This is a genomic window from Jiangella gansuensis DSM 44835, assembly GCF_000515395.1.
GTDB classification, from domain to species: domain Bacteria; phylum Actinomycetota; class Actinomycetes; order Jiangellales; family Jiangellaceae; genus Jiangella; species Jiangella gansuensis.
Map to the genome: position 1 here is coordinate 2,838,999 of NZ_KI911782.1, position 24,697 is coordinate 2,863,695.

The following is a 24,697-nucleotide window of genomic DNA, read 5'->3' on the forward strand; positions in this document are numbered from 1 at the left end:
TACGTCGATATACGTTGTACACAGTTCTAGGATGAGCGTCAAGCCGGGCGACCTAGGGGAGTAGATGCCGACGGAGAACCAGCGGGCCGATCCGAACCGGACCCTCGACCTGCTCTGGGGTGCCCAGCCGCAGGCGACCCGGGGCCCGAAACCCGGCCTGAGCGTGGAGCGCATCGTCAGCACCGGCATCGAGATCGCCGACGCCGAGGGGCTGGCGGCGGTATCCATGCGCCGCATCGCCGACAACCTCGGCGTCACCACCATGTCGCTCTACAGGTACGTCCCCAGCAAGACCGACCTGCTGGAGCTCATGGTCGAAGCCGCGAGCGAGCCGGAGGCGCCACCGCCGCAGCTCACCGGCTGGCGCGAGCGGCTGCGCTGGCACGCGCTGGCGATCGCCGACACGTACCGTCGCCGGCCGTGGGCGCTCGACGTGCCACTGAACGCCCCGCCGATGGGACCTGCCCAGATCCGCCGCATGGAATACCTGCTGCAGGCGCTGGACGACACCGGCCTCAGCGGGCCGGAGATGCTCGGCATCCTGGTGATGCTCAGCGGTTACGTCCGCGGACACGCGCAACTGGCGTTCACCATGTCCGGCGTGGAGAACCGCACCGGAGCGCCGGAGGGGGAGTGGGACGCCGCTTACGGGCGGATGCTCACCACGTTCGTGACCGCTGAGCAGCACCCCGTCCTGGCCCGCATCGTCGCCCGGGACAGCTTCGACGGCTACGCCGACCCCGACCCGTGGCTGGGCGACGACTTCGCATTCGGTCTGGAGATCGTGCTGGACGGCATCGGCGCCTACCTCGAGCGTCGGACGCACCAGAGCTGACTGCGTGTGATCCGGACGGGGTGGGCGCCGGCCGGCAGCGCAGGGGAGGGGACGATACTGAGGTGTCGGCAGGCGCCGGCACTTCATCTCCAGATTCGCGACAGGAGCGGCAGATGGCTGGTACGGCTCAGATCGGCGTGACCGGGCTCGCGGTGATGGGCCGCAACCTGGCCCGCAACTTCGCCCGCAACGGCTTCGCGGTCGCGGTTCACAACCGCACCGCCAGCCGCACTCGTGATCTCGTCGAGCAGTTCGGCCACGAGGGCACGTTCGTGCCGGCGGAGTCCGCCGAGGAGTTCGTGGCCGCGCTGGAGCGCCCGCGCCGGCTGGTCATCATGGTCAAGGCGGGTGCACCGACCGACGCCGTCATCGAGGAGTTCGTGCCGCTGCTGGAGCCCGGCGACGTCGTCATCGACGGCGGCAACGCCCACTTCGCCGACACTCGCCGCCGTGAGGCGGCGCTGCGCGAAAGCGGCCTGCACTTCGTCGGCACCGGCATCTCCGGGGGAGAGGAAGGCGCACTGCTGGGACCCAGCATCATGCCCGGCGGCTCGGCGGAGTCGTACGAGTCGCTCGGCCCGATGCTGGAGATCATCGCCGCCAAGGCCGCGGACGGCACACCGTGCTGCACGCACGTGGGCGCCGACGGGGCCGGCCACTTCGTCAAGATGGTGCACAACGGCATCGAGTACGCCGACATGCAGCTGATCGCCGAGGCGTACGACCTGCTGCGGCGGGCCGCGGGCTACCAACCAGCCGACATCGCCAGGATATTCAAGGGCTGGAACTCCGGCCGCCTCGACTCCTACCTCATCGAGATCACCGCCGAGGTGCTGGCACACGTCGACGCCGCCACCGGCCGGCCGTTCGTCGACATCGTCGCCGACCAAGCGGAGCAGAAGGGCACCGGGCGCTGGACCGTGCAGCTCGCGCTGGATCTCGGCGTGCCGGTGAACGGCATCGCCGAGGCCGTGTTCGCCCGGTCGCTGTCCGGCCACGCGGAGCTTCGCGCCGTGGGCCGCGACCTCGCCGGCCCGGCGCCGGCCACGCTGGCGCCCGACGACGCCGAGCGATTCGCCGGCCAGGTCGAGCAGGCTCTCTACGCCTCGAAGGTCGTCTCGTACACGCAGGGTTTCCACCAGATGCAGGCAGCCGGCGCGGAATACGGCTGGGAGCTCGACCTCGGCGCCATCGCCGGTATCTGGCGGGGCGGCTGCATCATCCGCGCGGCCTTCCTCGACCGCATCACCGCCGCGTACGCCAAGGACCGCGCCCTGCCCAGCCTGCTGGCCGACGAGCAGTTCGCCGCGGAGATCGGCGCCGCTCAGGAGGCCTGGCGCACGGTTGTGGCGACGGCGGCACGGCTCGGCATCCCGGTACCGGGGTTCGCCACCGCGCTGTCGTACTACGACGCCCTGCGTGCCGAGCGGTTGCCGGCGGCGCTGACGCAGGGCCAGCGCGACTTCTTCGGCGCGCACACCTACCGGCGGGTCGACCGCGACGGTGTCTTCCACACGCTCTGGTCGCAGGACCGCAGCGAGGAGCAGCAGTCCTGACGCAACATCCATGACCCGCCCGCCCCAAATGATCACGTGCAGCATGGGTGCTCCCGCTTCACCAGGAATGCTTGCCTGGTGAAGCGGGAGTAGGCCTGGAGGGAGCACTCCGTCAATCATGGTTGACACGGGCCAGGCGTCAACATACGTTGACACCCATGAGACGGACACGGCGCACGGTGAATCACGACGGGGTCCGGCTCGCGGTCCGCGACAGTTCCACCCCCGGCGGCGACGACTCGGCCCGCCCGGCCGTCGTCCTCGTGCACGGCCTCGGGACGACCCAGCGCTCCTGGGACCTGGTCGCGTCGCGACTGGCAGAAGAGTGCCGAGTGGTCGCCTACGACCACCGAGGCCACGCCGGTCATCCGAATCGGCGACGGGGGAGTACACCATCTCCGCGCTGGTCACGGATCTCGTCGCGGTCCACGACGCGCTCGGGCTGCGCGAACCGGTGCTCGTCGGACATTCGCTCGGCGCGACGGTGGCGGTCGAAGCGGCCGTCCGCCGACCCTGCGCGGGCGTCGTCACCGTCGACGGCGGACTGCCGGTGAAGCTGCCGGCGGCCCTTGACGACCGCGCCACGTTCGATGTCGAGCTGCGCCGCCCACTGGTGCGGCTCGCGGGGTGGCTGGCAGCCCGGGCCGGCCACGGCCACCACCTCACAACCGACCAGTTGTGGCAGCTCACGCAGGAGCTGCGCCGCCGCGAGCGCGACCTCGACGCCGTCTACGAGCAGCTCACCGCCCCGGTGCTCCAGGTCCTGCCGGGCCGGGCCGACCCAGTGCCGTGGGGCGCGCAGGTGCACGCAGCCACCGACGCCGCGGCGAGCCGGTTCCGAGCCGCGCATCCCGGCGTGACTCAGCTGTGGCTCGATGCGGGGCACGCGATCCCACTGGAGCAACCGGCCGAGCTGGCCGCGGAGATCCGCCGGTTCGCGCTGGTCGAGCGATGAGCGCGCAGCGGTGAGCGCGCAGCGGTGAGCGCGCATCCGCCGGGGGAGTCGCATCACTCGGGGCGGCGCAGCACTTCCACCAGTGCGGCGACGCTGTGCTCCCCATGACCGGCCGCGGCCGCCCGGCGGATCAGGTCGTGCAACGGCGCCTGCCAGGCCGTGTCCACGCCCGCCTCGCGGCCGAACTCCTCATCCCAGGCGATGCCGGCGAGGAACAGGTTCACCGACGACGCCGCCGCGGAGTAGTCGCCGCTGTCGATCTCCTCGGCGAACGTCGGCAGCACCGATCCGATCATCTCCAGCCACGCGACGCTGTACGGCACGAGCGCACTCACCGGCAGTCCGCGTGCCTGGGCCGCGGCGGCACCCTGGAAGAAGCCCACCAGCGCCGGCAGGAGAGTGGCACCGACCGCCGACTCGTAGAACACCGCGAGATCCGGTTCGTCGCCCAGGAACTCGGTGCGCCCACCGAGCACCCGGAGCGTGTCTGAGTGTTCGTCGAATGCCGACCGGTCGCCGCCGTAATAGATCAGCGTGTCCGCGGCGCCGACCGCGGCCGGCACGTTCTTTACCGCCCCGTCGAGCACACGCGCGCCATGACCGGCGGCCCAGACGGCGAAATCGCGCGCGCTGGCCGGAACGCCGCTGTTCAGCGGCACCAACACCCTGCCGGACAGGGACGCCGTCGCCGGCTCCAGGGCCTGTCGGGTGTCGTCGTAACCGGTGAGGCACGTGACCACCAGCGGGCCGGCGCGCACCGCGTCGTCGACGGAGGCGGCGAGCGTGGCTCCGCGTTCGACCAGAGACGCGGCCTTGGCCGCGGTGCGGTTCCAGACGGTGGTGGGATGGCCGGCATCGAGGAACGCCTGGGCCAGCGCGGCGCCCATCGAGCCGAGGCCGACGACGGTCACCGGCGGGCGGCCTTGCGCGGTCATGGGGACTCCTGTCGTGGTGGTGATCGGGACACCGCCATCCTGAGCCGTTTACATGCAGTTCTACAAGTACCTACACTTCTGTTCGGTACCCACAGATGTGTATGTCAGGAGGTCAGATGGCCGAACGCACCTTCACCTGCGGCCTCGACGCCGCCGTCGCGGTGATGGGCGGCAAGTGGAAGGGCCTGATCCTGTTCATGCTGGCCGACGGGCCGCTGCGGTTCGGCCAACTACGCCGGGCGGTCGCCGGCATCAGCGAGCGGATGCTGATTCTGCAGCTTCGGGAACTGGAGACGGCTGGCCTGGTGCACCGGGAGTCGTACCACGAAGTGCCGCCGAGGGTCGAGTACTCGCTCACCGAGTTCGGCCGGTCGCTCAACGCCGCGCTGGCGCCTCTCGGGGAGTGGGGCGAAGACCACATGGACCGCATCGAGGCCATCGAGTGGGACGCGATCCGCGGCTGAGGGAGGGGCGTCAGACCCCTCCCGGCCCTGGATCGTGACTAGTTGACATAATGTGCATTATCGGCGACCTGGTGATGAGACGATGACTGGCCACTGATCTGGCGCATCGTGCCAACTACATGGCGGTTCGCGTGGCGGCGCAAGCCTCTGGCCCGACCTACACAGGCAATGCCTACTGGCGTTCATCTTTCGTCCAGGACCACTGGGTGAGCCAGCCAGGAAGATCGCCGACCGTCCCTTCGCCGGCCACGTCGGCGAGTGCCTCGACCATCGTGTCGAAGCGGGCAACGCCGAGCTGGCGCCGCCAGCGGTCCATGACGTGGTCGAAGACGGCAGCGCTGGCCGCCAGCAAATCCTCGGCGCGGGACGTGCGACGCAGCAGTACCGCACGTCGATCCCCCGGCACCGAGTCCCGTGCGACGTACCCAGCCCTCTCCAGGCCGGCCGTGGTCTTGGCTGCCGCCTGCTTCGAGACGCCGAGACGCTGACCGAGCTCGTTGATCGTGCACCCGTCGGGACCGATCGCCTGGAGCACGAATCCGTGCAGCGGCCGAGCTTCGGGATGACCCTGCGCGGCGAGCTCGCCGTGGAGCGCGTCGACGCCGTCACGGAACGCACCGGCCAGGAGCAGGACAACGCGCCATCCAGGCTCGCTCACCAGCGCACCTCCGCAATCGTCAACCTGGTTGACGATATCGCATCCGGGCCTTACGGTGCTAGACAACCACGTTGTCTATTCCAGGGAACCGATATGACCGCCGCCAGAATCGCTCTCTCGGGTGCCCGCCTCACCGAGACGCCGAACGCCTCCATGATCACCCTCGCCTCACCCACGCAGGGCGGCACCAAGACGCTGAGCCTGTGGCGCGTCACCATGCGCCCCGGCCAGCGCGGCCCCCAGCACACCTTCGACGTCGAGCAGGCGTGGCACCTGCTCGACGGTACGGCGACCATCGCCGTCGACGCTGAGAGCATCGACCTGACGTCCGGTGACACCGTGGTCCTCCCCGCCGGAATCCCGCGCCAGGTCGGCACCGATTCCGGCGCCGTGTTCGTCGTCACCGGCCTGGCCAGCGGATCGGCCACCCCGATCTCACCGGACGGGCCCGGAGAGCCGGTGTCCCCCGCCTGGATCGCGTGACACAACCGCCGCGCTTCGGACAGCGTGCGAGCACCGGTCCGAGGTCGGATGTGCACCTGGGCCGTTGATCTCGGAGTAGGCCGGCCATGTCCTGGCAATTGTGCCCTCAGCCGGCGGCCCTACTCCGAGATCAACGCGAAGTGGCGTCAGCCTCGCAGGGATTCGACCCAGTCCGGGTTCTGCTCCAGCCAATCGGCGACGGCCTCGGCCTCCTGGCCCTCGCCGTACTCGTTCACCACGAGGTTCTCGAGCGAGCCGTACTGTTCGTCGTCGAGCTGGGCGTTGCTGACCATCTCGGCGAGGTCGGCGAACTCCGCCTTGAAGTCCTTGCTGCTCAGCGCATGCAGGCTTTCCGGTTCGCCGAGCGCGCCCTGCGGGTCTTCCAGGTCTTTGATCGGGAACGCGTTGTTCGCCCAGAAGGGCCGCCACAGGGTGACCACGATGTCCTCCTGCGCCTGGATGGCGTTGTCCAGCTCAGCCAGCATCGCCGGAGTCGAGGACGTGACGAGCTCGTAGTCGCCATCGAGTCCGTACTCGGGCATGACGGAGTTCTGGGTGACCTCGGTGAGCCCGGCACCCGGCTCGATGCCGACGATGCGGCCGCCGAACTGGGCGGCGTTGCCGGTCAGATCCTCGATCGAGTCGATGTCGGTGTACTCCGGAACGGCGAACGTGAGTGTTGCCCCGTCGTAGTAGGTGCCGAGGTCCTCGATGTCGTCACCGTACTGGTCCATGTACTGGGCGTGAGTGACCTCCGGCCACGCCGACGGCATGAGGTCGATGTCGCCGTCCGCGATAGCGGTGTAGAGCGGCCCGTTGTCCGCCAGCTCCCTGATCTCGACCGTGTAGCCCTCGTCCTCGAAGACGTCCTTCCACAGGTAACCCATCGATAGGTAGTCGGTCCACGAGGAGATGATGCCGATGGTGATGGTCCCACCGCCGCCGGACTGATCACCGCCGGAGGCAGCGCCCCCTTCGCCGTCTCCGTCGTCGCTTCCGCACGCGGCGAGCGTCAGGCCGAGGCCCAGCGCCGTCGCAGCTGCAGCGATCTTCTGTCGAGTCCGTATGGTCCGCAAGGGCATCCCTTCTCGTAACGTGCAGCCGCGCCGCACACCGTCGTGCGACCCCGTAACGATGTGAGACTCGCCGGTTCGAGGAGCACATCGCGCATTTCGAGGGCGAGCCGGGATGGCAGCGCGCGACACGACACACGCCGCGAACTCGAACACCGTCGGCACTCGCCCCGGCCGCGTCACCGCGAGTCCGACGCGTCCACTGAGCGGGCATGCGGTGACCGAATGGGTCAGCAGCCTAACAAAACCGCCATCTACGGGCCGTCATCGGCTGCCGCTCGCCGCTGGAGAAGGAGGTCTGCGGCTCCCCTGGTCCCCGCTGGAGAGAACCCGCGGCGCCGGCGTGGGAGGCCTCAGCGCAGCTGCTGGATGCGGACCTCGTTGCCGGCGGGATCGCGGAAGGCGCAGTCGCGCGCACCGTACGGTTGGTCGATCGGCTCCTGGACGACCTCAGCGCCGCTGGCCTCCAGCTTCGCGAAGGTCGCGTCGACGTCGGGCGTCGAGAGGTTGACGCCGAAGTAGCTGCCCTTGGCGATCAGCTCCATGAGGGTGCGACGCTCGTCGTCCGTGAGGTTCGGGGTGGCCGCCGGCGGGTTCAGCACGATGCACGTGTCCGGCTGATTGCGCGGGCCGACGGTGATCCAGCGCATGCCCTCGTAGCCCACGTCGTTGCGGACCTCGAAACCGAGGACGTCGCGGTAGAACGCCAACGAGGCGTCCGGGTCAGTGTGCGGCAGGAAACTGGCGTGAATGAGGATGTCCATGCCCGTCACGCTAGTTGCGGCTCGTCGACGGTGGCTTCTCGATTCCTGATCGGTCGGGTGATCCGCCTGGCGATGCACGGCAGCATGCCCGCCGTCGCCTCGGCGCCGTGCTCCCGATAGACGCTCGGCGGCACACCGACCAGTTCGGTGAAGCGCGTGCTGAACGTGCCCAGCGACGAACAGCCGACCTCGAAACACACCTCGGTGACGCTGAGATCTCCCCGGCGCAGCAGCGCCATCGCACGTTCGATGCGCCGCGTCATCAGATACGAGTACGGCGACTCGCCGTACTCGAGCCGGAACTGCCGGCTCAGATGCCCGGCCGACATGTTCACACCGCGAGCGAGCGCCTCGACCGCCAGTGGCTGCGCGTACTCCCGGTCGATCCGGTCGCGAACGCGGCGCAACCGGGCCAGGTCACGCAGCCGCTGTTCCTCGCTAGGACTGCTGGTCACCTGCTCCATCGTGCCACGTCACACCGGAGCTGCCCAGCGTTCGACGATGCCGCGCCGCCGCGTTGGCATCGATGCCAATCAGGCGATGACATCGATGCCAACCAGCGCTTTTGGCCGGTTCCGAGGCGACAAGCGAGGATATCCCCGGATCATCCGTGGAGGTCCCCGAAAGGAGCGTTGTGCGATGCGGGCGGACGGACGGCGCAATCGCGACGCGCTGCTCGCGGCCGCCGAGCAGCTGATCGCTGAGAAGGGGGCGGACGTACCCCTGGACGAGATCGCACGCCGGGCCGGCGTCGGCAACGCCACCCTCTACCGCCACTTCCCCACCCGGCGGGACCTCCTGCTCGCAGTCACCGCCGATCACGTCACGGCGCTGCGCGAGTACGCCGAGTTGCTGATCGACCAAGACGCGCCGGCCGAGGCTCTGATGGCGTGGCTGCGCGCCTTCGCCGAGCACGTGGCCGCCCACCCGGCGCTGGCCGGCCCGGACGAGGCCGGCGGGGATCCCCGGCCGTACGGCCAGTGGCGCGCCGACGTCGACGATATGGCGATGCTGTTGCTGTACCGGGCCCGCCGGACCGGTGCGGTCCGGGCGGATCTCGAAACCGATGATCTGCTCGCCTTCGAGGAGGGCATCGCGCTCGCGGTGCCCTCCGCGGGCCGGCGGGAACGGCTGTTCGCGCTGCTGCGGGACGCGGTCGTGGCCGCACCACGCGAAATCCCGCACGTGCGCACCATCGCCCGGAGCGCAGCGCCGGACTACCGTTGACGGTGATGACCGACGCACCGGATCCAGATGTGGCCGTCCGCCGTATGGCGGCGGAATCGCTGGCCGGGGACGACCCCACCGGCTGGTTCGAGCGGCTCTACGCGGCGGCCGACGCCGGCGCCGCCGTCGTGCCATGGCATCGCGGCTCGTCGCATCCGCTGCTCGTGGAGTGGCTCGCCGACCGCGACATTCCCGCACCCGGCGCGACGGCGCTCGTGGTCGGCAGCGAGCCGGGTTTCGACGCCGAGCTGCTCGCCAGACGCGGGTGGGACACCACCGCCTTCGACGTCTCCCCTAGCGCCGTCACCGCGGCGCAGCGCCGCTTCCCCGGTACCGCCGTGCACTACGTCGCCGCTGACCTGCTCGATCCGCCGGCCGCGTGGCGTCAGGCATTCGACCTCGTCGTGGAGATCATGACGGTCCAGTCGCTGCCGGTACCGTTGCATCCCCCGGCCACCGAAGCCGTCGCCGGGTTCGTCGCGCCCGGCGGCACGTTACTCATCATCGCCACCGCCCGCACCGAAACCACCGAAACCACCAGAGCCACTCAGCCCGCCGACGGGCCGCCGTGGCCGCTCACCCGCGCGGAGGTGGAGGCGTTCGGCGCCGGCGGGCTCGCCGCCGTCGCCGTCGAGGAGCACGCGGGGGTGCCGCCGTACCTGCGCTGGCGAGCGGAGTTCCGGCGGTGACGCGACGATGACGACGACGGCCGCGCAGCCCAGGGAGAACCGGACCGCCGGCGATCTCGGACTGTTCGGGCCCGACAGCGTCAGCTGGCGGGTCCACCGCGAACCGGTGCTCTGGTTGGCCGGCGTCCGGGCGCTCTACCTGCAGGCCCTGCATCCGCGCGCCGTCGCCGGCGTCGTTCAGAATTCCGACATCCGCCGCGACTGCTGGGCCCGGCTCATGCGCACCGCCGAGTACGTCGGCACCGTCGTCTACGGCACCACTGAGCAGGCCGAGCGGGCCGGCCGCCGGGTCCGCGGCATCCATGCCCGGCTGCGCGGCCACGATCCCGTCACGGGCGCTGAGTTCAGGGTGGACGATCCCGACCTGCTGCGGTGGGTGCACGTCGCCGAGGTGGAGTCGTTCGCGTCGACCGCCCGGCGGGCCCGGCTGGGTCTCAACGACGACGACGTCGACCGGTACTACGCCGAGCAGGTGCGGGCCGCGGAACTGGTCGGGCTGGACCCGGCGACGGTGCCGGCCAGCGCCGCCGACGTCGACGCGTTCTTCCGCGACGTGCGGCCACGGCTTGCCCTCACCGACGAGGCCCGCGATGTCGCCCGGTTCCTGACCCTGCCGCCCATGCCGAACCGTCTGGTCGTCCCGATCGGCCGGCCGGCCTGGCTGGGCGTCGCGACGACGGCGTTCGCCCTGCTCCCCCGCTGGGCCCGGCGGATGTACCGGCTCCCCGGGTTGCCCACCACCGACCTGGCGGCATCGCTGGCGGTGGCCGGGTTGCGCGGCATCGTGAGCGCGCTGCCGGTGCGCGACGGCCCGATCTACCGCGACGCTGTGCGCCGCGCCGAGCAGCACCAGGCGTGACGGGTCAGCCGGCGCCCCGGTACACCAGATAGAACGAGTCGAGCGGGTCGTCCGGCACCTCGAGCACGTCCACACCGCTGGAGCCCGCGTCGGCGAGCATGCGGCGCGCGGTCTGCTCGCCCAGGCGGTGCCGAGCCCGGCGCCGTCGTGAGCCAGCGACACCGTCATGCAGTGCAGCGTGCTGACCGCGTACAACAACGGCGCGAGCGGATAGCTGCCCCCATCCCCGCTCGTCAGCCTAGCCCCGGGTGCCGGGCCACCGGAAGACCGCGAGCGGGCGCGCACGAGGCCGACCAGCGGGGGATCAGGCGCGTTCGAGGATCGCCATCGCCGCGGCCCGGCCGGGGATGCCGCTGACTCCCCCGCCACGGCGCGCGCCGGCCCCGCAGATCACGACGCGCTCGTGCGCGGTCTCGACACCCCACCGTCCGACCTCGTCCGCGGTCTCGGCGAACGGCCAGGCCAGGTCGTGGTGGAAGATGTGACCGCCCGGCAGGCCGACGCTGCTCTCGAGGTCGACCGGGGTCCGCGTCTCGAGGCACACGCCGCCGTCGGCGTCCCTGGCCAGGCAGTCCTCGATCGGCTCGGCGAGGACCGAGTTCAAGGACGCGAGGGTGGCCTTGACGGCGGCATCGCGGGCGTCGTCGTTGTGCCCACGGAACAGCCGGGCCGGCATGTGCAACCCGAAGAGTGTGATCGTGTGCGCGCCGGTCTCGCGCAGGTCGGGACCAAGGATGGACGGGTCGGTCAGCGAATGGCAGTAGATCTCGCACGGCGGCAGCTCCGGCAGCGTGCCGGCCGCTGCCTGCGCGTGCGCCGTCTGGAGCTGGCTCAGCGACTCGTTGACGTGGAAGGTCCCGCTGAACGCCGCGGCCGGGTCGACGTCGGTGCGCAGCCGCGGCAGTCGCGTCAGCAGCATGTTGATCTTGAGCTGGGCGCCTTCCGGCTCCGCCGCTTGCGGGCCCGACGGCGACGCCGCCGCGGCGTCCAGCAGCCGGTCGAGCGTCGCCGGCGCACACCCGGCCAGCACATGCCCCGCGCCCACCCGCCGCTCGCGTCCGCCGTCGTCGACGAACGTCACCTCGCCGGCCGGATCGACGGCGGTGACCTCCGCGTTCGTGACCAGTGTCGCGCCGGCGCCCAGGGCGGCGTCACGCAATGCCCCGCTGACCGCGCCCATGCCGCCCACCGGGACGTCCCAGTCACCGGTGCCGTTGCCGATGACGTGGTAGAGCAAGCACCGGTTCTGCCGCAGCGATGCGTCGTCGACGTCGGCGAACGTCCCGATCAGGGCGTCAGTGAGCACCACACCCCGCACGACGTCGTCGGCGAACCACGACCGCACCGCCCGGCCGGCGGGCTCCTCGATCAACTCGCGCCACGCCTGGTCGTCGTCGACGACGGCGCGCATCCGCTCCCGCGACACAAGCGGCGCCGTGAGCGTCGGGAACAGTCGCCGGGCCAGTCGGGCCGTACGGGCGTAAAACCGCTGCCACGCGTCGTGGTCACCCGTGCTGCCGGTGACGCTCGCGAAGGACGAGCGCGTACGGGCGTCGTCACCGGTGTCGACCAGCAGGCCGTCCGCACCGACCGGCGTGTACGACGAGTACCGACGCCGCCGCAGCTCGATCGGGAGCCGCAGCTCCTCGACGATCTGCCGCGGCAGCAGCGACACCAGGTACGAGTACCGCGACAACCGCGCGTCGACTCCGGGGAACGGACGCGCCGACACCGCCGCTCCCCCGACCTGGCCGAGGCGTTCCAGAACCAGCACCGTCCGCCCGGCCCTGCCCAGATAGGCCGCGGCGGTCAGGCCGTTGTGCCCACCACCCACCACGACGGCGTCGTACCGGGCGGCGAGGTCCCCATCGGTGATCAGCATCCCGCCATCGTCACCCGATCCGGCCGCCCCACGCCAGTCGCAGGTCCGAGGAATGCATGGCAACGTGACAACGCGGCGACCACTGTGATCCGTCCAGGTAGTGAGAGCAACCCGCCAGGAGCGAGCAGCGTGAGCGAGAGTCACAGGAGGGCCGACGAGTTCACCGTCTATGTCAGCGCCCGCCGCGCGTACCTGCGGCGGATCGCCTACCTGGTGTGCGGCGACTGGCACACTGCCGAAGACCTCGTCCAGTCGGCACTGATCAAGCTGTATACCGCCTGGCCGCGGATCCACACCGCCGGCGCCGAGGACGCTTACGTCCGGCGCATCATCGTGCGCGGCCATCTTGACGAGCGCCGTCGGCCGTGGCGGAGGGAACAGCCTGGACTCCAGGGCATCGACGAGCCGGAGCAGGGCGGACCCTCCCCTGAAGACACCGATGAGGGCCGCCCTGCGCTACGCCCTGTCCCCCGCGGATGCGACCACGGAGAGGTGATCAAGATGGCCCACGACACTCAACTGCGAGAACTCTTCGACCGGATGGAGTTCGCCGGCGAACCACCGATGACGTCGACCGTCGCTGACGACCTACGGCGAGGTCAGCGCCACCTGCGCCGCCGTCGGGCCGCGGGGCTGCTCGGCGGTGTGGCAACCACCGCGCTTGTCGCCGGCGGTGTGGTGTTCGCCCTGCCCAGCGATCCCGGCAGCGAAATCACTGCAGCCGGAGATGCAGGCACCTCCGCACCTGCGGAGCCGGAGGTGGCCCAGACCTTCGGAGTCTTCCCCAGCACTGAGACGTTGCTCCTCGACACCGCGGCCGAGCATCTGGATCCCTCGCGGGATCACCTTCCGGACGAGCTCGGTCCCGCCCTTTTCGGCGATCACGGTGTCGAATTCGCCGTGATCGGCAGCCAGCTCCCCTGGTCGGAGATCGGCCAGGCAGGAGCAGGCGTCGTCAAGGTCGCGGTGACCACACCCGGCTATGTCGACGCTACGGACCACGCCCTCCCGTCGAGGACATGGGGACCGAGCTGGAAGACGGACTGAATTTCGTGACAGATTCGGGCCTGCAGGTCGACCCGGCCGACGCTGCGAAGGCGGCGACGATGCCCTCCGTTGACGAGGCAACGTGTCCGGTCGCGCTGTCGGCCGAGTCCTTCGAGCCGCTTCCACTGACGTTCGCGCCTCCGGCGTGTGCGTACAGAGACGCCGCGCGGACGTGGGACGGCTCTTAGTCTTCCCACACTCCGCCGTAGGAGCCCACGGCCCAAGCCGGATCACCCATCTGGGTGCCGCCGCCGATCTGGACGATCTGGTTGCCGTCGCGCTCGATCGGCCGGACCAACCAGCTGTGGTTCTGTGCGTTCCAGGTCAACACGTACTCCGTGTCCCGGCGCAGCATCGTCATCCTCCGTGAGTGTTCGTCGCGACGCCCCTGCAACGGACGCCGACATCCCGATCAGCTCGCCCAAAGCCTGTGTCGACGATCATCCACCCATGGTGGTCGGACCGCAACGCGAACGACGCCCCGATGGTGGCGTTTCGCCTGGTCGCGGCCGCTGAGGTGGCTGTTGGGGACAAATTTGGTCCGTTCGGTCAGTGGGCGGCCCTGGCCGAACGGACGAGTCTCGTCACGGAGTTGGACCGAACCGGTCAATCCGTGCGGCGGTCTCGCCCGTATACGGATGGGTGGTCCGACCGGGTTGCCCGTCGCTCGGCTTGAAGGAGACATCATGCGCAGGTGGCTGACCCGCTCGGCGATCCCCGTGGTGATCGCTTCGTCCGCGCTCGTCCTCGGGGCCGTTCCGGCCACGTCGAGCCATGCTCCGGTGACCACCCTGCACACCGTGCTCACCGGCGCTCAGGAGGCGCCCGGGCCGGGTGACCCGAATGGCCGAGGAGCCTTCGCCGCCGTCGTCAAGGGCGACACCCTCTGTTACGCACTCGTCGCCACCCGGATCGACGAGGCGACCGCGGCGCACATCCACGCCGCCCCGGTCGGCGAGCCGGGCGGAATCGTCGTCGGCCTCGAAACTCCGGACCGCACGAGCCATGGCTGCATCACGGCCGTGCCTGACGATCAGAACACCACCGAGACGCTGACGTTCAGCGAGCTCGCGGCCATCGTCGCGAACCCGAGCGACTACTACGTCAACGTGCACAACGCCCCGTTCCCGGGCGGCGCGATCCGCGGTCAGCTCCGCTGACCACTCCCCCGTCGACGGTGACCGTGCCGCGCCGACCGGCGTGGTCGCCGTCGACGCATTAGATGCTCTTGCGGTTATATATCTGTGTGGCTATTCTTTGTCGCATGGCCGAACCGTTCAGCGTGCTCGCGGAGCCGGCCCGGCGGCGCATCCTGGATCTGCTGCTGGAGCGCCCCCGGCTGGTCGGCGAGCTGACCGAGGCTCTGGGCCTCTCCCAGCCCGGCACCTCCAAGCACCTGCGGGTGCTGCGCGAGGCCGGGCTGGTCACCGTGCGCCGCGATGGACAGCGGCGGTGGTACGAGCTGCGCGCCGAACCGCTGGTCGAGCTCGACGAGTGGCTCACCCCGTACCGGTGGATGTGGGCCGACCGTTTCGACGCCCTCGAGCGGCACCTCGACACGATGGACGACGACGCGTGACCGCGCGCCGCAGCGACGGCGCAGACCTGGAAGCCGAGTACCTGGAGCATCGATGACCGAGACCTTGCGCACCGACGGCGACCGCAGCGTGCTGCGTATCGAGCGCCGCTTCCGCCATCCGAGGAGCCGGGTCTGGCGGGCCATCACCGACCCGGAGCAACTGAAGCAGTGGTTCCCGGCCGCGGTACACCTGGACCTCCAGGTGGGCAGCGAGGTCGGCTTCGACTGGGGCGACGGGAAGGGAGCCAGCCCCGACGGCCATGTCACCGAGGTCGACGACGGCCGCGTCCTGGCGTTCACCTGGTCCGGCGAGCTGCTCCGCTTCGACCTGCGCGATGACGGCGACGGCTGCCTGATGATCTTCGAGCACACCTTCTCCGATCGTTACGGCGCGGGCAGCTTCTGCTCCGGGTGGGTCATGTGTCTCGCCGCGCTCGAGCAGCTCGCCGACGGCGTCCCAGTGGCCCACGGTGAACCCTCGGCGGAACTGCATGATCACTACGTCGTTCAGTTCGGCCTGGACGCCGGCGTCGCCGATATCGGTGAGCGGGGGTGGCTGGTGCGGTTCGAGCGTCAGCTGACCCGCCCGGCCGAGGCCGTATGGCCCATGGTTGAAGCAGCGCGCGACGACGCCGGACAGGTGGTCGAGTCCGAATCGCCGTACCTGCTCGAGTACGCCACCGCCGGCGACGGCCGGGTGCGCTGGGAACTGCGGGAAGGCACCGGTCACGGCGCGCGGCTGGTGCTCACCGAGACCGGCCCGGCCTCTCGTGTGAGCGACGCGGACGCCGCACTGGCCGGCTGGCGGGACCGGCTCAACGGGCTCGCCGAAGATCTTCGTGCGCTCCCCCGGCACTGAGTTCGAGCCTCACGCTGGGACCGCCGTCGGCGCGGGGTCGTCGCCGGCGGCGGTGTCCGGCTGGTCGAACTGGGTGCGGTAGAGCTCCTGATAGCGGCCCCCGGCGGCCAGCAGCTCGGCGTGGGTGCCGCGCTCGACCACCCGGCCGTCCTCGATGACGAGGATGAGGTCCGCGGCGCGGATGGTGGACAGCCGGTGCGCGATGACCACCGCCGTGCGCCCCTCCAGCGCCTCGGCCAGCGCCTCCTGCACCGCGGCCTCCGAGGTGGAGTCCAAATGCGCGGTGGCCTCGTCGAGGATGACGACGCGCGGCCTGGCCAGGAGCAGCCGGGCGATGGTGAGCCGCTGACGCTCGCCCCCGGACAGCCGGTAGCCGCGCTCCCCCACCACGGTGTCCAGTCCGTCGGGCAGCTCGCCGATCAGGTCCGCCAGGCGAGCCCGGCGTAGCGCGTCCCAAAGCTCGTCGTCAGTGGCGCCGGGCCGCGCCAGCAGGAGGTTGGCGCGGATGGACTCGTGGAACAGATGACCGTCCTGTGTGACCATGCCCAGCGTGTGTTTCACCGAGGCCATGGAGAGGTCACGCACGTCGACCCCGGACAGCCGGACGGTGCCCGCGTCGACGTCGTACAGCCGGGGCAGGAGCTGGGCGATCGTCGACTTGCCCGCGCCGGACGAGCCGACCAGAGCCACCATCTGACCGGGAGCGACGGCGAACGACACGCCGTGCAGCACTTCCTCGCCGCCGCGGACGTCGAGCATCGCGACCTCCTCCAGCGACGCCAGCGAGACCTTGTCGGCCGCCGGATAGCTGAAGTGGACGTCGTCGAACTCCACCGACACCGGGCCGTCGGGCACCGGCCGGGCGTCCGGCTTCTCCCGGATCAGCGGTTCGAGGTCGAGCACCTCGAACACGCGGGCGAAACTGACCAGCGCACTCATGACCTCGACGCGGGCGCTGGCCAGTGCGGTGAGTGGCGCGTAGAGGCGCGTCAGCAGCAGTGCCATGGAGACGACGGCACCGGCGTCGAGCTCGCCGCGCAGCGCGTAGAAGCCACCCAACCCGTACACCAGGGCCAGCGCCAGCGCACCGACCAGGGTGAGCGCGGTGACGAACACCCACTGCACCATGGCGGTGCGCAGGCCGATGTCGCGAACCCGGCGGGCCCGGACACTGAACTCGGCGGACTCCCGCGCCGGCTGGCTGAACAGCTTGACCAGGGTGGCACCCGGTGCGGAGAACCGCTCGGTCATCTGAGTGCTCATGACGGCGTTGTGGTTGGCCGCCTCCCGCTCGAGCCGAGCCAGCCGCCGTCCCATGTGGCGCGCCGGCAGCACGAACACCGGCAGCAAAGCCAGGGCCAGCAGGGTGATCTGCCACGAGATGTTCAGCATGACAGCCAGCGCCAGGACCAGCATCACGACGTTGCTGACCACTCCGGACAGCAGGTCGCTGAACGCACGCTGCGCCCCGATGACGTCGTTGTTGAGCCGGCTGACCAGGGCGCCGGTACGGGTACGGGTGAAGAACGCCACCGGCATCTTCTGGACATGGTCGAAGACCGATTGGCGCAGGTCGAGGATGAGCCCTTCGCCGATGCTGGCCGACAACCATCGCTGCACCAGCCCCACGCCGGCCTCAGCCAGCGCGATGACCCCGATGACCACGGCCAGGCCGATGACGGTGGACTGGGCCTCGCCTTGGATGATGCCGTCGACGACCTGCCCGGCGAGCACCGGAGTGGCCACCGCGAGGACCGCCGTGACGATGCTGAGGGACACGAACAGCACGAGGAAGGTGCGGTGCGGCTGCGCGAAAGCCAGGACTCGCCGCAGCGTGGCCCGGGAGAACGGCCGTTTGTCCTCCTGCGCGTGCATCGCGTTGTACAGCGCGTTCCACGCGGTGACTTCCATGCTCATCGGTGCTGATCCTCCTAGGTGGCGACGACGTTCGGTGTGACCTGGCCGGCCGCGGTGTCGTCGCTGTTCGGCTCGACATCCTCCCCCGCCCGCACCCGCCGCAGCAGTACCGCGGCGAGCACTGCCCCGGCCAGTGCGATGATGGCGCTGACCGCGGCAGTGGCCTGAAGCCCGTCGGTGAAGGCCGCGCGAGCCAGCTGGATCAGCGTGGCGCCGGCGCCGGCCGGCAGCTCGCCCGCCACGGCCACCGCACCGGCGAGCGTGTCGCGGGCGACGCCGGCGGCCTCGGGTGCGAGCTGGGTGGGCAGGTCGGTGTCCATGGCAGCACGGTAGACGGCGGTACCGACACTCCCGAGGATCGCGAGCCCGAGGGCACCACCGAACTCGTTGCTGGTCTCCGACACCGCCGAGGCCGCGCCGGCGCGCTCCGGCGGGGCCGCGCTGATGACGAGGTCGGTGCCCAGCGCGGCGGCCGGGGTGAAGCCCACGGCCATGATGCAGGTCCCGGTGATCAGCAGGTCGAACCCGCCCGACCCGCCGACCTGGGTGATGACGGCGATCCCGGCGGCGCTCACTGCCATGCCGGCAGCGATGAGGTAGCCCGGACGGATCCGCGTCACCAGGACCGGGACCAGCACCATCCCGACCATCATCGCTCCCGTCATCGGCAGCACCCACAGTCCGGCCCGGAACGGCGACAACCCGTGCACCAGCTGCAGGTACTGCATGACGAACAGGTTGAGGCCCATCATCGCGAACGTGGCCGCCGTCATGATGCCGAGGGTCGCGCCGAACGCCCGGTTCCGGAACAGCTCCATGTCGATCAACGGGTCGTCCAACGATCGCTGCCGCCGTACGAACAGCACCGCGAACACGGCACCGATCACCACCGAGGCGATCAGCAGCCAGCCGAAGCCGTCCGAGGCCAGCTTCTTGATGCCGTAGATGACCGGGAGCACCGCTGCGAGCAGCAGCAGCGCGCTGGCCAGGTCGAGGCGGCCCGAACGCGGGTCGCGGTACTCCGGCAGCAGGAGCGGGCCCACGACGAGCAGGAGCAGCATGACCGGCACTCCGACGAGGAACACCGAACCCCACCAGAAGACTTCCAGCAGGGCGCCCCCGACCAGCGGCCCGACCGAGCCGCCGACCATGAAGCTCATCATCCAGAGCGAGATCGCGGTGGTTCGCTGTCGGTCGTCGTGGAACATGTTGCGGATCAGCGAGAGCGTCGACGGCATCAGCGTCGCGCCGGCGATGCCCATCAGCGCTCGAGCCGCGATGAGCATCTCGGCACTGGTGGCATACGCGGCGAGCACCGACGCCACACCGAAGGCGGCCGCGCCCGCCAGCAGTAGCCGGCGCCGGCCGATGCGGTCGCCGAGCGAGCCCATGGTGATCAGGAAGCCGGCGATCAGGAAGCCGTAGATGTCGGTGATCCACAACAGCTGCGAGCTGGTCGGCGCCAGCTCGGCGCTGAGGTGGGGCACGGCCAGGTGCAGTACCGTCAGGTCCATCATCACGAGCATCGCCGGCAGGCTCAGCACGGCGAGCGCGATCCACTCCTTCGCACCCGCCCGCGGCGGATGGTCGGTGGTTGTCTCCGTTGGCGTCATGAGCCCAGCTTCATACCTCAACCATTGTTGAGGTCAAGTCCGTCGGGCAGACCGCCGCAGGCATGTTCCCACTTCACCGGGCAAGCATTCGTGGTGAAGCGGGAACACCCATGGCGAACGTGATCATTTCCGGGCGGGTGGACGGTAGGCGTGTGCCGTCCGGGCGGCTACTTCAGGACGCCCGCGGTCAGGCCGGCCTGGACCTGCTTCTGGAACAGGATGTAGACGATGAGCACCGGCAGCAGGGCGATCACCAGGCCCGCGAACAGCGCGGTGTAGTCGGCCCGGAACCCGGTGTTCGCCGCCAGGGTTCCCAGGCCCTGCGCCAGCACGCGTTTGTCACCGTCCTGCATGATCACCAGCGGGAGGACGTACTGGTTCCAGTGGCCGAGGAAGTTGAACAACCCGAGGCTGATCATGCCGGGCCGGGCCATCGGCAGCATGACCCGGAAGAACAGTGTGAAGTGGGAGCAGCCGTCCACGATGCCGGCCTCGGCCACGGAGCTCGGCAGCGTCCGGAAGAACGCCGTCAGGAAGAACACCGTGAATGGCAGTGAGAACGCCACGTACACCAGCGCCAGGCTGAAGTAGCTGTTGAGTCCGAGGAACTGCCCGATGACGGGCAGCGAGCCGAGGTTGCGCACCACGAAGAACATCGGCACCAGCGCCAGGAACACCGGCAGCACCAGGCCGCCGAGGAACAGGTAGTAGATGAACCGGTTCCCCGGGAAGTCGTACCTGGCCAGTACGTACGCGCCCATGGCACCGAACAGCATGGTCATGGTCAGCGACATGGACACGACGATGACGCTGTTGAGGAAGTACTGGCCGATGTTCGCCGCGTTCCAGGCGCGAGCGAAGTTGTCCCATTCCAGGCCGCCGGGCAGGCCCATCGGATCGGTGCGGAACTCGCCGTTGGTCTTGAACGACGACACGATCGCCCACAGCAGCGGCAGCGTCGTGATCATGCCCCACAGCAGGAGGAAGCCGCCGTTGAGGAAGGAGACGGCCCGCTCGCCCGCGCCGACACCCGGCTGGTGCCGGTTCTCGTCGACGTGTACGTCCGACGACGGCCCCGCCGGTTCGATCTGTGTCGTCGTCATCACGCCAGCTCCACCCTTTCGCGCTTCAGACCGCGCATGAACAGCATCGCGACCGCCATCGTCAGCACCAGCATCAGGACACCGATCGCGGCGGCGTAGCCGAAGTCGTTGCTGGCGAACGCCTCTCGGTACATCATCACGCCGAGCACGTCACCGGCGCCTTCCACGCCGCCGTTGATGCCGAGCATGATGTGCACGGTGGCGAAGGCGTCCATCGCCTGGATGGCCATGTACACCCAGCCCACCTGGACGGTGTCCCACACCAGGGGCACGGTGACCTTCCGGAACGTGGTGAACCGGTTCGCGCCGTCCAGCAGCGCCGCCTCGTAGATGTCCTTGGGGATCGACTGCATCGCCGCGGAGAAGAGCACCACGTAGAAGCCGACGAACGACCACGTCATCACGACGACGACGATCCAGATGAGCATGCTCTGCTCGGCCAGCCACAACCGTTGCAGTGAGTCCAGTCCGACCGCGCCGAGCATCCGGTTGAGGATGCCGCCGGCGTTCTCCGGCGCGAACACGTAACTGAAGACGATGCCGATGATGGGCGCCGACACCACCAGTGGGAAGAAGTAGACCACCTGGTAGATCGACGACCCGCGCACGCCGGTGACCGCCGCCCCTCGGCGGCGACCACCGACGTTGAGCATCGAGGCGAAGAACAACCCCAGCATGAGGGTGAGGATGGGCACGACGAGCACCAGGATCGCGTTGTTGCGCAACGCGGTTCGTAGTTGGTCGTCGTGCCACATCTCCACGTAGTTGTCGAACCCGATGAACGTCTGGCTGGCCGACAGTCCGCTCCAGTCGGTCATCGAGATGTAGAGGGCCTGGATGTACGGCGACAGCATGTAGATCGCGTAGATCCCGACCGGTGGCAGCAGGAAGGCCAGGATGAAGGGATACTTGCCGTGCCGCATGTGCGCCGGTCCTCAGCTCTCGCGGGTCTGCTTGTCGATGGAGTCGTCCTCGCGGACCTCGGTGGCAACGCCCTCGCAGCGCTCCACCCACTCATCGACGGTGATCTCGGCCCGCAGGAGCGCTCCGGTCGCCTGGTCGATGCCCGGGTTCTCCATCTCGCCGTACCAGCTCGGGTAGAACCAGTTGATGACGTTGTCGCCGGCGGCCTGCAGGGCCGCCTGCGCGGAGGCCAGCCCGGGAGCCTCGATGGTGACTCCCTCGGCCGCGCCGGCCACGGAGGTGAGGCTGGTGACCATCTCGCTGAAGCCCCGGGCACCCTCGAGCGAGAGCATTGCCCGCATGTACTCCATGGCCGCGCGCGGGTTGGCCGCGTCGGCTGGGACGATGTAGGGCTCGCCGGCAGTGGCGCGGATGGTCTCCAGCGGCATGACGGAGTCCGGCGACAGCAGCGGGTCGGGCATCACCGCGAGCTCGAAGGTCGGGTTCTCGGCGATCGCGTCGGCTTCCTCGTTCTCGATCCACGAGCCGGACGGGCAGAACACGGCCGCGCCGCGGGCCCACTGGCCCTGGGCGTCGCGGAACTCCATGCCCTCCACGCCGGGGAGGAAGTAGTTGTTCTCCCGCAGCGACAGGATGGCGGCGGCGGACTCCCTGACGGCCTCGTGGCCCCAGGCGCCCGGCTCGAGGTTGTCGATGGCGACGAGGACCTCGGGACCCGCCAGCTTGGCGGCCATGGACAGCAGCGGCCAGTTCATGTACCGCGGCGCCGTCACACCCTGGTAGACCCACGGGGCGATGCCGGTGGCGGCGATGTCGGCGCAGACGTCCATCATCTCCTGCCAGGTGGTCGGCACCGGCCAGCCGTTCTCGTCCATGAGCGTCTTGTTGTACCAAAGCCCGAAGACGGTGAAGGCGTAGTTGAGGACGTAGGGAGTGCCGTTGCGGGTGCCGGCCTCGATGGCGCCCGGCAGCAGCGTGTCGCGCACCGTGACGTTCGGGTCGTCCCAGCTGGGCGCGTCGAACAGCTCGCTGAGGTCGTAGAGCAGACCGTCGGAGATGAGCTGGCCGGGGTCCATCTGGCCGTCGCCGGAGTTGTTGATGAAGTCCGGCGGGTCACCGGCGACGAAGCGGGCCTGCAGCTCGCCGGCGATGTCGACGGCGGCGTGGTGGTCGATCTGGATGTTCGGCCACCGCTCGCTGAAGATCGGCTGGTGGATCTCGGTGGCGTACTCGTCGCCGAAGCCGCCGTCGAAGATGTAGATCTCCAACGGCTGGTCCTCGGGGACGCCGAGCGGATTGTCCTCACTGACGTCGGCCGACGGGGCTTCCTCGGCCTCGTCATCGTCGTCGTCCCCGCCGCCGGTCGCGCACGAGGCGAGGAAGGCGCCGCCGGGACCGAGCGCCACGCCGGTGAGGGCAACCCGCTGCAGGAAGGTCCGGCGGTTGCTGCCCGCCGGGATGGAGCGTTCGATGCTGCTGGACATGCGGAACCCCTTCGTACTGAGTGTGCCGTCAGGTGCTGGCGGCTGGAAGTCGGGTCGTGCGACCGAGTAGCCCCTCAGCCCCCTCGCCGGATCCGGCCCGCGTACCGATGCAGCAGGCCGTCGTTGTGGGCGTCTCCCCCGGGCACGTTCGCCGAGAGATAGACAGGCGGGGTCTCGCCGGCGTCGATGAGCCGGCGCACCACCTCTGCCGTGAGCAGTTGCGCGAGCAGTGCCGCCGTGATGGACGAGACGGCGCACACCGAGCCGCCGCCGGGCAGCGGCAGGACGGCGTCGCCGAACGGCCCGCCGTTGTCGAGGACCACGTCGGCCAGGTCGGTGAGCTTCTGGCCCGAGGGGTGCCGGGACTCCACCTGAGCGCTGTGCTCCAGCGACGTGATGGCGACGACGGGGTGGCCGTTCTTCTTCGCCACCTGCGCCATGCCGACGATGCTGCCGTTGATGCCGGAGTTCGACGCGATGACGAACACGTCGGACGGCTCGATCGGCGTGTTGTCATAGAGCCGCTGCGCCAGCGATGGGTCGCGCTCCGTCGTCGGGTCGATGAGCGACTCCGGGTCCTCACCGCCGTAGGTGACCAGGTCGAACAGCGCAATCCGGTTGGTCGGGATCAGCCCGCCGGCCCGGCCGGCGATCTCCATGGCGGTGGCCTGGGAGTGCCCGGTCCCGAAGGCCTGCACGACGCCGCCGGCCAGGACTGCCTGGGCGACGATGTCGGCGGCCCGCTGGACGCCGTCGGCTTGGGTGCTGGCCACCCGATCCACGATCTCGGTGATGTGAGCGAGGTACGAGGCCGCACTGACATCGGTCACCGCTGCTCCTTCTTCGATGGGCGGCCGTCCGGGTTGGGTGCCCGGTGCGAGCTGACGGCCTGGGCGGTCAGGTTGAGCGCGATTCCGGTGGTTTCGTACCGGCGCTGCGCCACGGCGACGTAGATGAGGTCGAGGACGATGAGCTGCGGGTGCCGCGCCGCCAGCGCGTCGGGACGGAACGTCGTCTCGTGGATGGCGGTGGTGAGCACGATGTCGGCGACCTCGGCCAGTGCGGAGTTGGGGAAGCTGGTGAGCGCGACAGTGGTGGCGCCCCGGCTACCGGCGGCCGACAGCATCTCGACCGTCTCGTAGGTGGCGCCGGAGTGCGAGACCGCGATGGCGACATCGTTCGGGCCGAGGAGCGCGGCGCTGGTGAGTCCGACGTGCACGTCGCTCCACGACCAGGTGGGGACGCCGATACGGTGCAGGCACAGCTGCATCTCCCCCGCCACCAGGGCGCTTCCGCCGATTCCGTACACCTCGACCCGGCCGGCCCCGGCGATGGCGTCGGCCGCCTTCTCGACCTCGGTGAGGTCGAGCTGGGCGGCGGTCTCCTGGATGGCGCGAAGGTCCGCCGTCGTGATGAGGTCCAGCATCTCCTGCAGGGAGTCCGTCGGCAGGATCTCGCGGCCGATGTCGACCTCCCAGCCGGCGACGGCGGACGATCGGCCGGTCTCCTCCGCCATCGCCAGCCGCAGGTCGGCGTAGCCGGGCAGGTCGAGGGCGCGGCAGAACCGGGTGACGGTGGCAGCGGAGGTTCCGCTGCGCTCGGCCGTCTCGAGGATGGTCGCACGCGCGACGACGGCGGGCGCGGACAGCACCTGCTCACCCACCCGCTGCAGCGCGGCGGGCAGCTCGGGCAGCAGCGCGCGGATGCGCATCAGCACCGAATCACCGGGTGGCCCGGCATCGGCCACCGGGTCACTCGATAGTGTCCCTTCCGCCACGCGACCTCCTGGCT

The 24,697-nt window shown here is 69.9% G+C and carries 25 protein-coding genes and 1 pseudogene; 12 read left to right on the plus strand and 14 right to left on the minus strand.

Going from position 1 to position 24,697, the window contains the following annotated elements; all coding sequences use genetic code 11:
- Nucleotides 1-64: 64 nt before the first annotated feature.
- From JIAGA_RS0113695 to JIAGA_RS33820, 3 genes and pseudogenes are all read left to right on the plus strand, one after another.
- Nucleotides 65-835, plus strand: a complete 771-nt coding sequence (locus JIAGA_RS0113695; protein WP_026876095.1) for a TetR/AcrR family transcriptional regulator — start codon at nucleotides 65-67, stop codon at nucleotides 833-835.
- A gap of 113 nt (nucleotides 836-948) precedes the next feature.
- The gene (gene gndA, locus JIAGA_RS0113700) at nucleotides 949-2,391 is read left to right on the plus strand and encodes an NADP-dependent phosphogluconate dehydrogenase (protein WP_026876096.1); all 1,443 of its coding nucleotides are present in this window, start codon (nucleotides 949-951) and stop codon (nucleotides 2,389-2,391) included.
- Between the two features lie 158 nt (nucleotides 2,392-2,549).
- Nucleotides 2,550-3,346, plus strand: a pseudogene (locus JIAGA_RS33820) (alpha/beta fold hydrolase).
- Nucleotides 3,347-3,399: 53 nt separating this feature from the next.
- Here JIAGA_RS33820 and JIAGA_RS0113710 read toward each other — a convergent pair.
- Nucleotides 3,400-4,281 (minus strand): NAD(P)-dependent oxidoreductase, encoded by an 882-nt coding sequence (locus JIAGA_RS0113710; RefSeq protein ID WP_026876098.1) that lies wholly within the window; start codon nucleotides 4,279-4,281, stop codon nucleotides 3,400-3,402.
- 116 nt (nucleotides 4,282-4,397) lie between these two features.
- On the opposite strand from JIAGA_RS0113710, the gene JIAGA_RS0113715 reads away from it, so the two are divergent.
- Nucleotides 4,398-4,745: a winged helix-turn-helix transcriptional regulator gene (locus JIAGA_RS0113715; RefSeq protein ID WP_026876099.1), complete on the plus strand. Its 348-nt coding sequence runs from the start codon at nucleotides 4,398-4,400 to the stop codon at nucleotides 4,743-4,745.
- Nucleotides 4,746-4,917: 172 nt separating this feature from the next.
- Here JIAGA_RS0113715 and JIAGA_RS0113720 read toward each other — a convergent pair whose 3' ends face one another.
- On the minus strand, nucleotides 4,918-5,403 hold the full coding sequence (locus JIAGA_RS0113720; RefSeq protein WP_169738866.1) for a MarR family winged helix-turn-helix transcriptional regulator: 486 nt from the start codon (nucleotides 5,401-5,403) through the stop codon (nucleotides 4,918-4,920).
- Nucleotides 5,404-5,496: 93 nt separating this feature from the next.
- Between JIAGA_RS0113720 and JIAGA_RS0113725 the strand changes: the two genes are divergently transcribed.
- Nucleotides 5,497-5,886 (plus strand): cupin domain-containing protein, encoded by a 390-nt coding sequence (locus JIAGA_RS0113725; RefSeq protein ID WP_026876101.1) that lies wholly within the window; start codon nucleotides 5,497-5,499, stop codon nucleotides 5,884-5,886.
- A gap of 146 nt (nucleotides 5,887-6,032) precedes the next feature.
- Here JIAGA_RS0113725 and JIAGA_RS0113730 read toward each other — a convergent pair whose 3' ends face one another.
- The 3 genes from JIAGA_RS0113730 to JIAGA_RS0113740 all read right to left on the minus strand — a co-directional run bounded on the left by JIAGA_RS0113730 (nucleotide 6,033) and on the right by JIAGA_RS0113740 (nucleotide 8,187).
- Nucleotides 6,033-6,962, minus strand: coding sequence for a glycine betaine ABC transporter substrate-binding protein (locus JIAGA_RS0113730; RefSeq protein WP_211239652.1), 930 nt, complete (start codon nucleotides 6,960-6,962; stop codon nucleotides 6,033-6,035).
- A 350-nt stretch (nucleotides 6,963-7,312) separates the two neighbouring features.
- Nucleotides 7,313-7,723, minus strand: coding sequence for a VOC family protein (locus tag JIAGA_RS0113735; RefSeq protein ID WP_026876103.1), 411 nt, complete (start codon nucleotides 7,721-7,723; stop codon nucleotides 7,313-7,315).
- Between the two features lie 5 nt (nucleotides 7,724-7,728).
- On the minus strand, nucleotides 7,729-8,187 hold the full coding sequence (locus tag JIAGA_RS0113740; protein ID WP_157553135.1) for a helix-turn-helix transcriptional regulator: 459 nt from the start codon (nucleotides 8,185-8,187) through the stop codon (nucleotides 7,729-7,731).
- Nucleotides 8,188-8,362: 175 nt separating this feature from the next.
- Between JIAGA_RS0113740 and JIAGA_RS29700 the strand changes: the two genes are divergently transcribed.
- Genes JIAGA_RS29700 through JIAGA_RS0113755 form a run of 3 tightly spaced genes read left to right on the plus strand, consistent with a single transcriptional unit; the run spans nucleotide 8,363 to nucleotide 10,498 of the window.
- On the plus strand, nucleotides 8,363-8,950 hold the full coding sequence (locus tag JIAGA_RS29700; protein WP_084469668.1) for a TetR/AcrR family transcriptional regulator: 588 nt from the start codon (nucleotides 8,363-8,365) through the stop codon (nucleotides 8,948-8,950).
- A 5-nt stretch (nucleotides 8,951-8,955) separates the two neighbouring features.
- The gene (locus tag JIAGA_RS0113750; protein WP_026876105.1) at nucleotides 8,956-9,639 is read left to right on the plus strand and encodes a class I SAM-dependent methyltransferase; all 684 of its coding nucleotides are present in this window, start codon (nucleotides 8,956-8,958) and stop codon (nucleotides 9,637-9,639) included.
- A 7-nt stretch (nucleotides 9,640-9,646) separates the two neighbouring features.
- Entirely contained in the window at nucleotides 9,647-10,498 is an 852-nt protein-coding gene (locus JIAGA_RS0113755; protein ID WP_051426070.1) for an oxygenase MpaB family protein, read from the plus strand.
- Nucleotides 10,499-10,802: 304 nt separating this feature from the next.
- Here the strand turns inward: JIAGA_RS0113755 and JIAGA_RS0113765 are convergent, their stop codons facing one another.
- Complete coding sequence (locus JIAGA_RS0113765) at nucleotides 10,803-12,380, minus strand: phytoene desaturase family protein (protein WP_026876107.1); 1,578 nt, start codon at nucleotides 12,378-12,380, stop codon at nucleotides 10,803-10,805.
- 129 nt (nucleotides 12,381-12,509) lie between these two features.
- On the opposite strand from JIAGA_RS0113765, the gene JIAGA_RS35280 reads away from it, so the two are divergent.
- A complete protein-coding gene (locus JIAGA_RS35280; RefSeq protein ID WP_051426071.1) occupies nucleotides 12,510-13,427 on the plus strand; it encodes a sigma factor in 918 nt (305 codons plus the stop codon).
- A gap of 184 nt (nucleotides 13,428-13,611) precedes the next feature.
- On the opposite strand, the gene JIAGA_RS34565 is transcribed toward JIAGA_RS35280, so the two are convergent.
- Complete coding sequence (locus JIAGA_RS34565; RefSeq protein WP_157553137.1) at nucleotides 13,612-13,782, minus strand: hypothetical protein; 171 nt, start codon at nucleotides 13,780-13,782, stop codon at nucleotides 13,612-13,614.
- 331 nt (nucleotides 13,783-14,113) lie between these two features.
- Here JIAGA_RS34565 and JIAGA_RS33130 point away from each other — a divergent pair, with 331 nt between their 5' ends.
- From JIAGA_RS33130 to JIAGA_RS0113795, 3 genes are all read left to right on the plus strand, one after another.
- Complete coding sequence (locus JIAGA_RS33130; RefSeq protein ID WP_051426072.1) at nucleotides 14,114-14,587, plus strand: CHRD domain-containing protein; 474 nt, start codon at nucleotides 14,114-14,116, stop codon at nucleotides 14,585-14,587.
- A gap of 104 nt (nucleotides 14,588-14,691) precedes the next feature.
- On the plus strand, nucleotides 14,692-15,006 hold the full coding sequence (locus tag JIAGA_RS0113790; protein ID WP_026876109.1) for an ArsR/SmtB family transcription factor: 315 nt from the start codon (nucleotides 14,692-14,694) through the stop codon (nucleotides 15,004-15,006).
- Between the two features lie 52 nt (nucleotides 15,007-15,058).
- Nucleotides 15,059-15,865 carry an SRPBCC family protein gene (locus JIAGA_RS0113795; protein WP_026876110.1) on the plus strand — a complete coding sequence of 269 codons (807 nt, stop codon included), beginning with the start codon at nucleotides 15,059-15,061 and terminating at the stop codon, nucleotides 15,863-15,865.
- A gap of 9 nt (nucleotides 15,866-15,874) precedes the next feature.
- On the opposite strand, the gene JIAGA_RS29715 is transcribed toward JIAGA_RS0113795, so the two are convergent.
- The 7 genes from JIAGA_RS29715 to JIAGA_RS29720 all read right to left on the minus strand — a co-directional run bounded on the left by JIAGA_RS29715 (nucleotide 15,875) and on the right by JIAGA_RS29720 (nucleotide 24,617).
- Nucleotides 15,875-17,782, minus strand: coding sequence for an ABC transporter ATP-binding protein (locus JIAGA_RS29715; protein ID WP_051426073.1), 1,908 nt, complete (start codon nucleotides 17,780-17,782; stop codon nucleotides 15,875-15,877).
- Nucleotides 17,783-17,796: 14 nt separating this feature from the next.
- Nucleotides 17,797-19,395: an MFS transporter gene (locus JIAGA_RS0113805; RefSeq protein ID WP_026876111.1), complete on the minus strand. Its 1,599-nt coding sequence runs from the start codon at nucleotides 19,393-19,395 to the stop codon at nucleotides 17,797-17,799.
- Nucleotides 19,396-19,562: 167 nt separating this feature from the next.
- Nucleotides 19,563-20,498: a carbohydrate ABC transporter permease gene (locus JIAGA_RS0113810; RefSeq protein WP_026876112.1), complete on the minus strand. Its 936-nt coding sequence runs from the start codon at nucleotides 20,496-20,498 to the stop codon at nucleotides 19,563-19,565.
- Nucleotides 20,498-21,421, minus strand: coding sequence for a carbohydrate ABC transporter permease (locus JIAGA_RS0113815; protein WP_026876113.1), 924 nt, complete (start codon nucleotides 21,419-21,421; stop codon nucleotides 20,498-20,500). Before JIAGA_RS0113815 ends, JIAGA_RS0113810 begins: the two co-directional genes overlap by 1 nt.
- 12 nt (nucleotides 21,422-21,433) lie before the next feature.
- Nucleotides 21,434-22,906 carry an N-acetylglucosamine/diacetylchitobiose ABC transporter substrate-binding protein gene (gene ngcE, locus JIAGA_RS0113820; RefSeq protein WP_051426074.1) on the minus strand — a complete coding sequence of 491 codons (1,473 nt, stop codon included), beginning with the start codon at nucleotides 22,904-22,906 and terminating at the stop codon, nucleotides 21,434-21,436.
- Nucleotides 22,907-22,980: 74 nt separating this feature from the next.
- Nucleotides 22,981-23,736 (minus strand): sugar isomerase domain-containing protein, encoded by a 756-nt coding sequence (locus tag JIAGA_RS0113825; RefSeq protein ID WP_051426075.1) that lies wholly within the window; start codon nucleotides 23,734-23,736, stop codon nucleotides 22,981-22,983.
- Nucleotides 23,733-24,617 carry an SIS domain-containing protein gene (locus tag JIAGA_RS29720; protein ID WP_084470314.1) on the minus strand — a complete coding sequence of 295 codons (885 nt, stop codon included), beginning with the start codon at nucleotides 24,615-24,617 and terminating at the stop codon, nucleotides 23,733-23,735. Before JIAGA_RS29720 ends, JIAGA_RS0113825 begins: the two co-directional genes overlap by 4 nt.
- Between the last annotated feature and the right edge of the window lie 80 nt (nucleotides 24,618-24,697).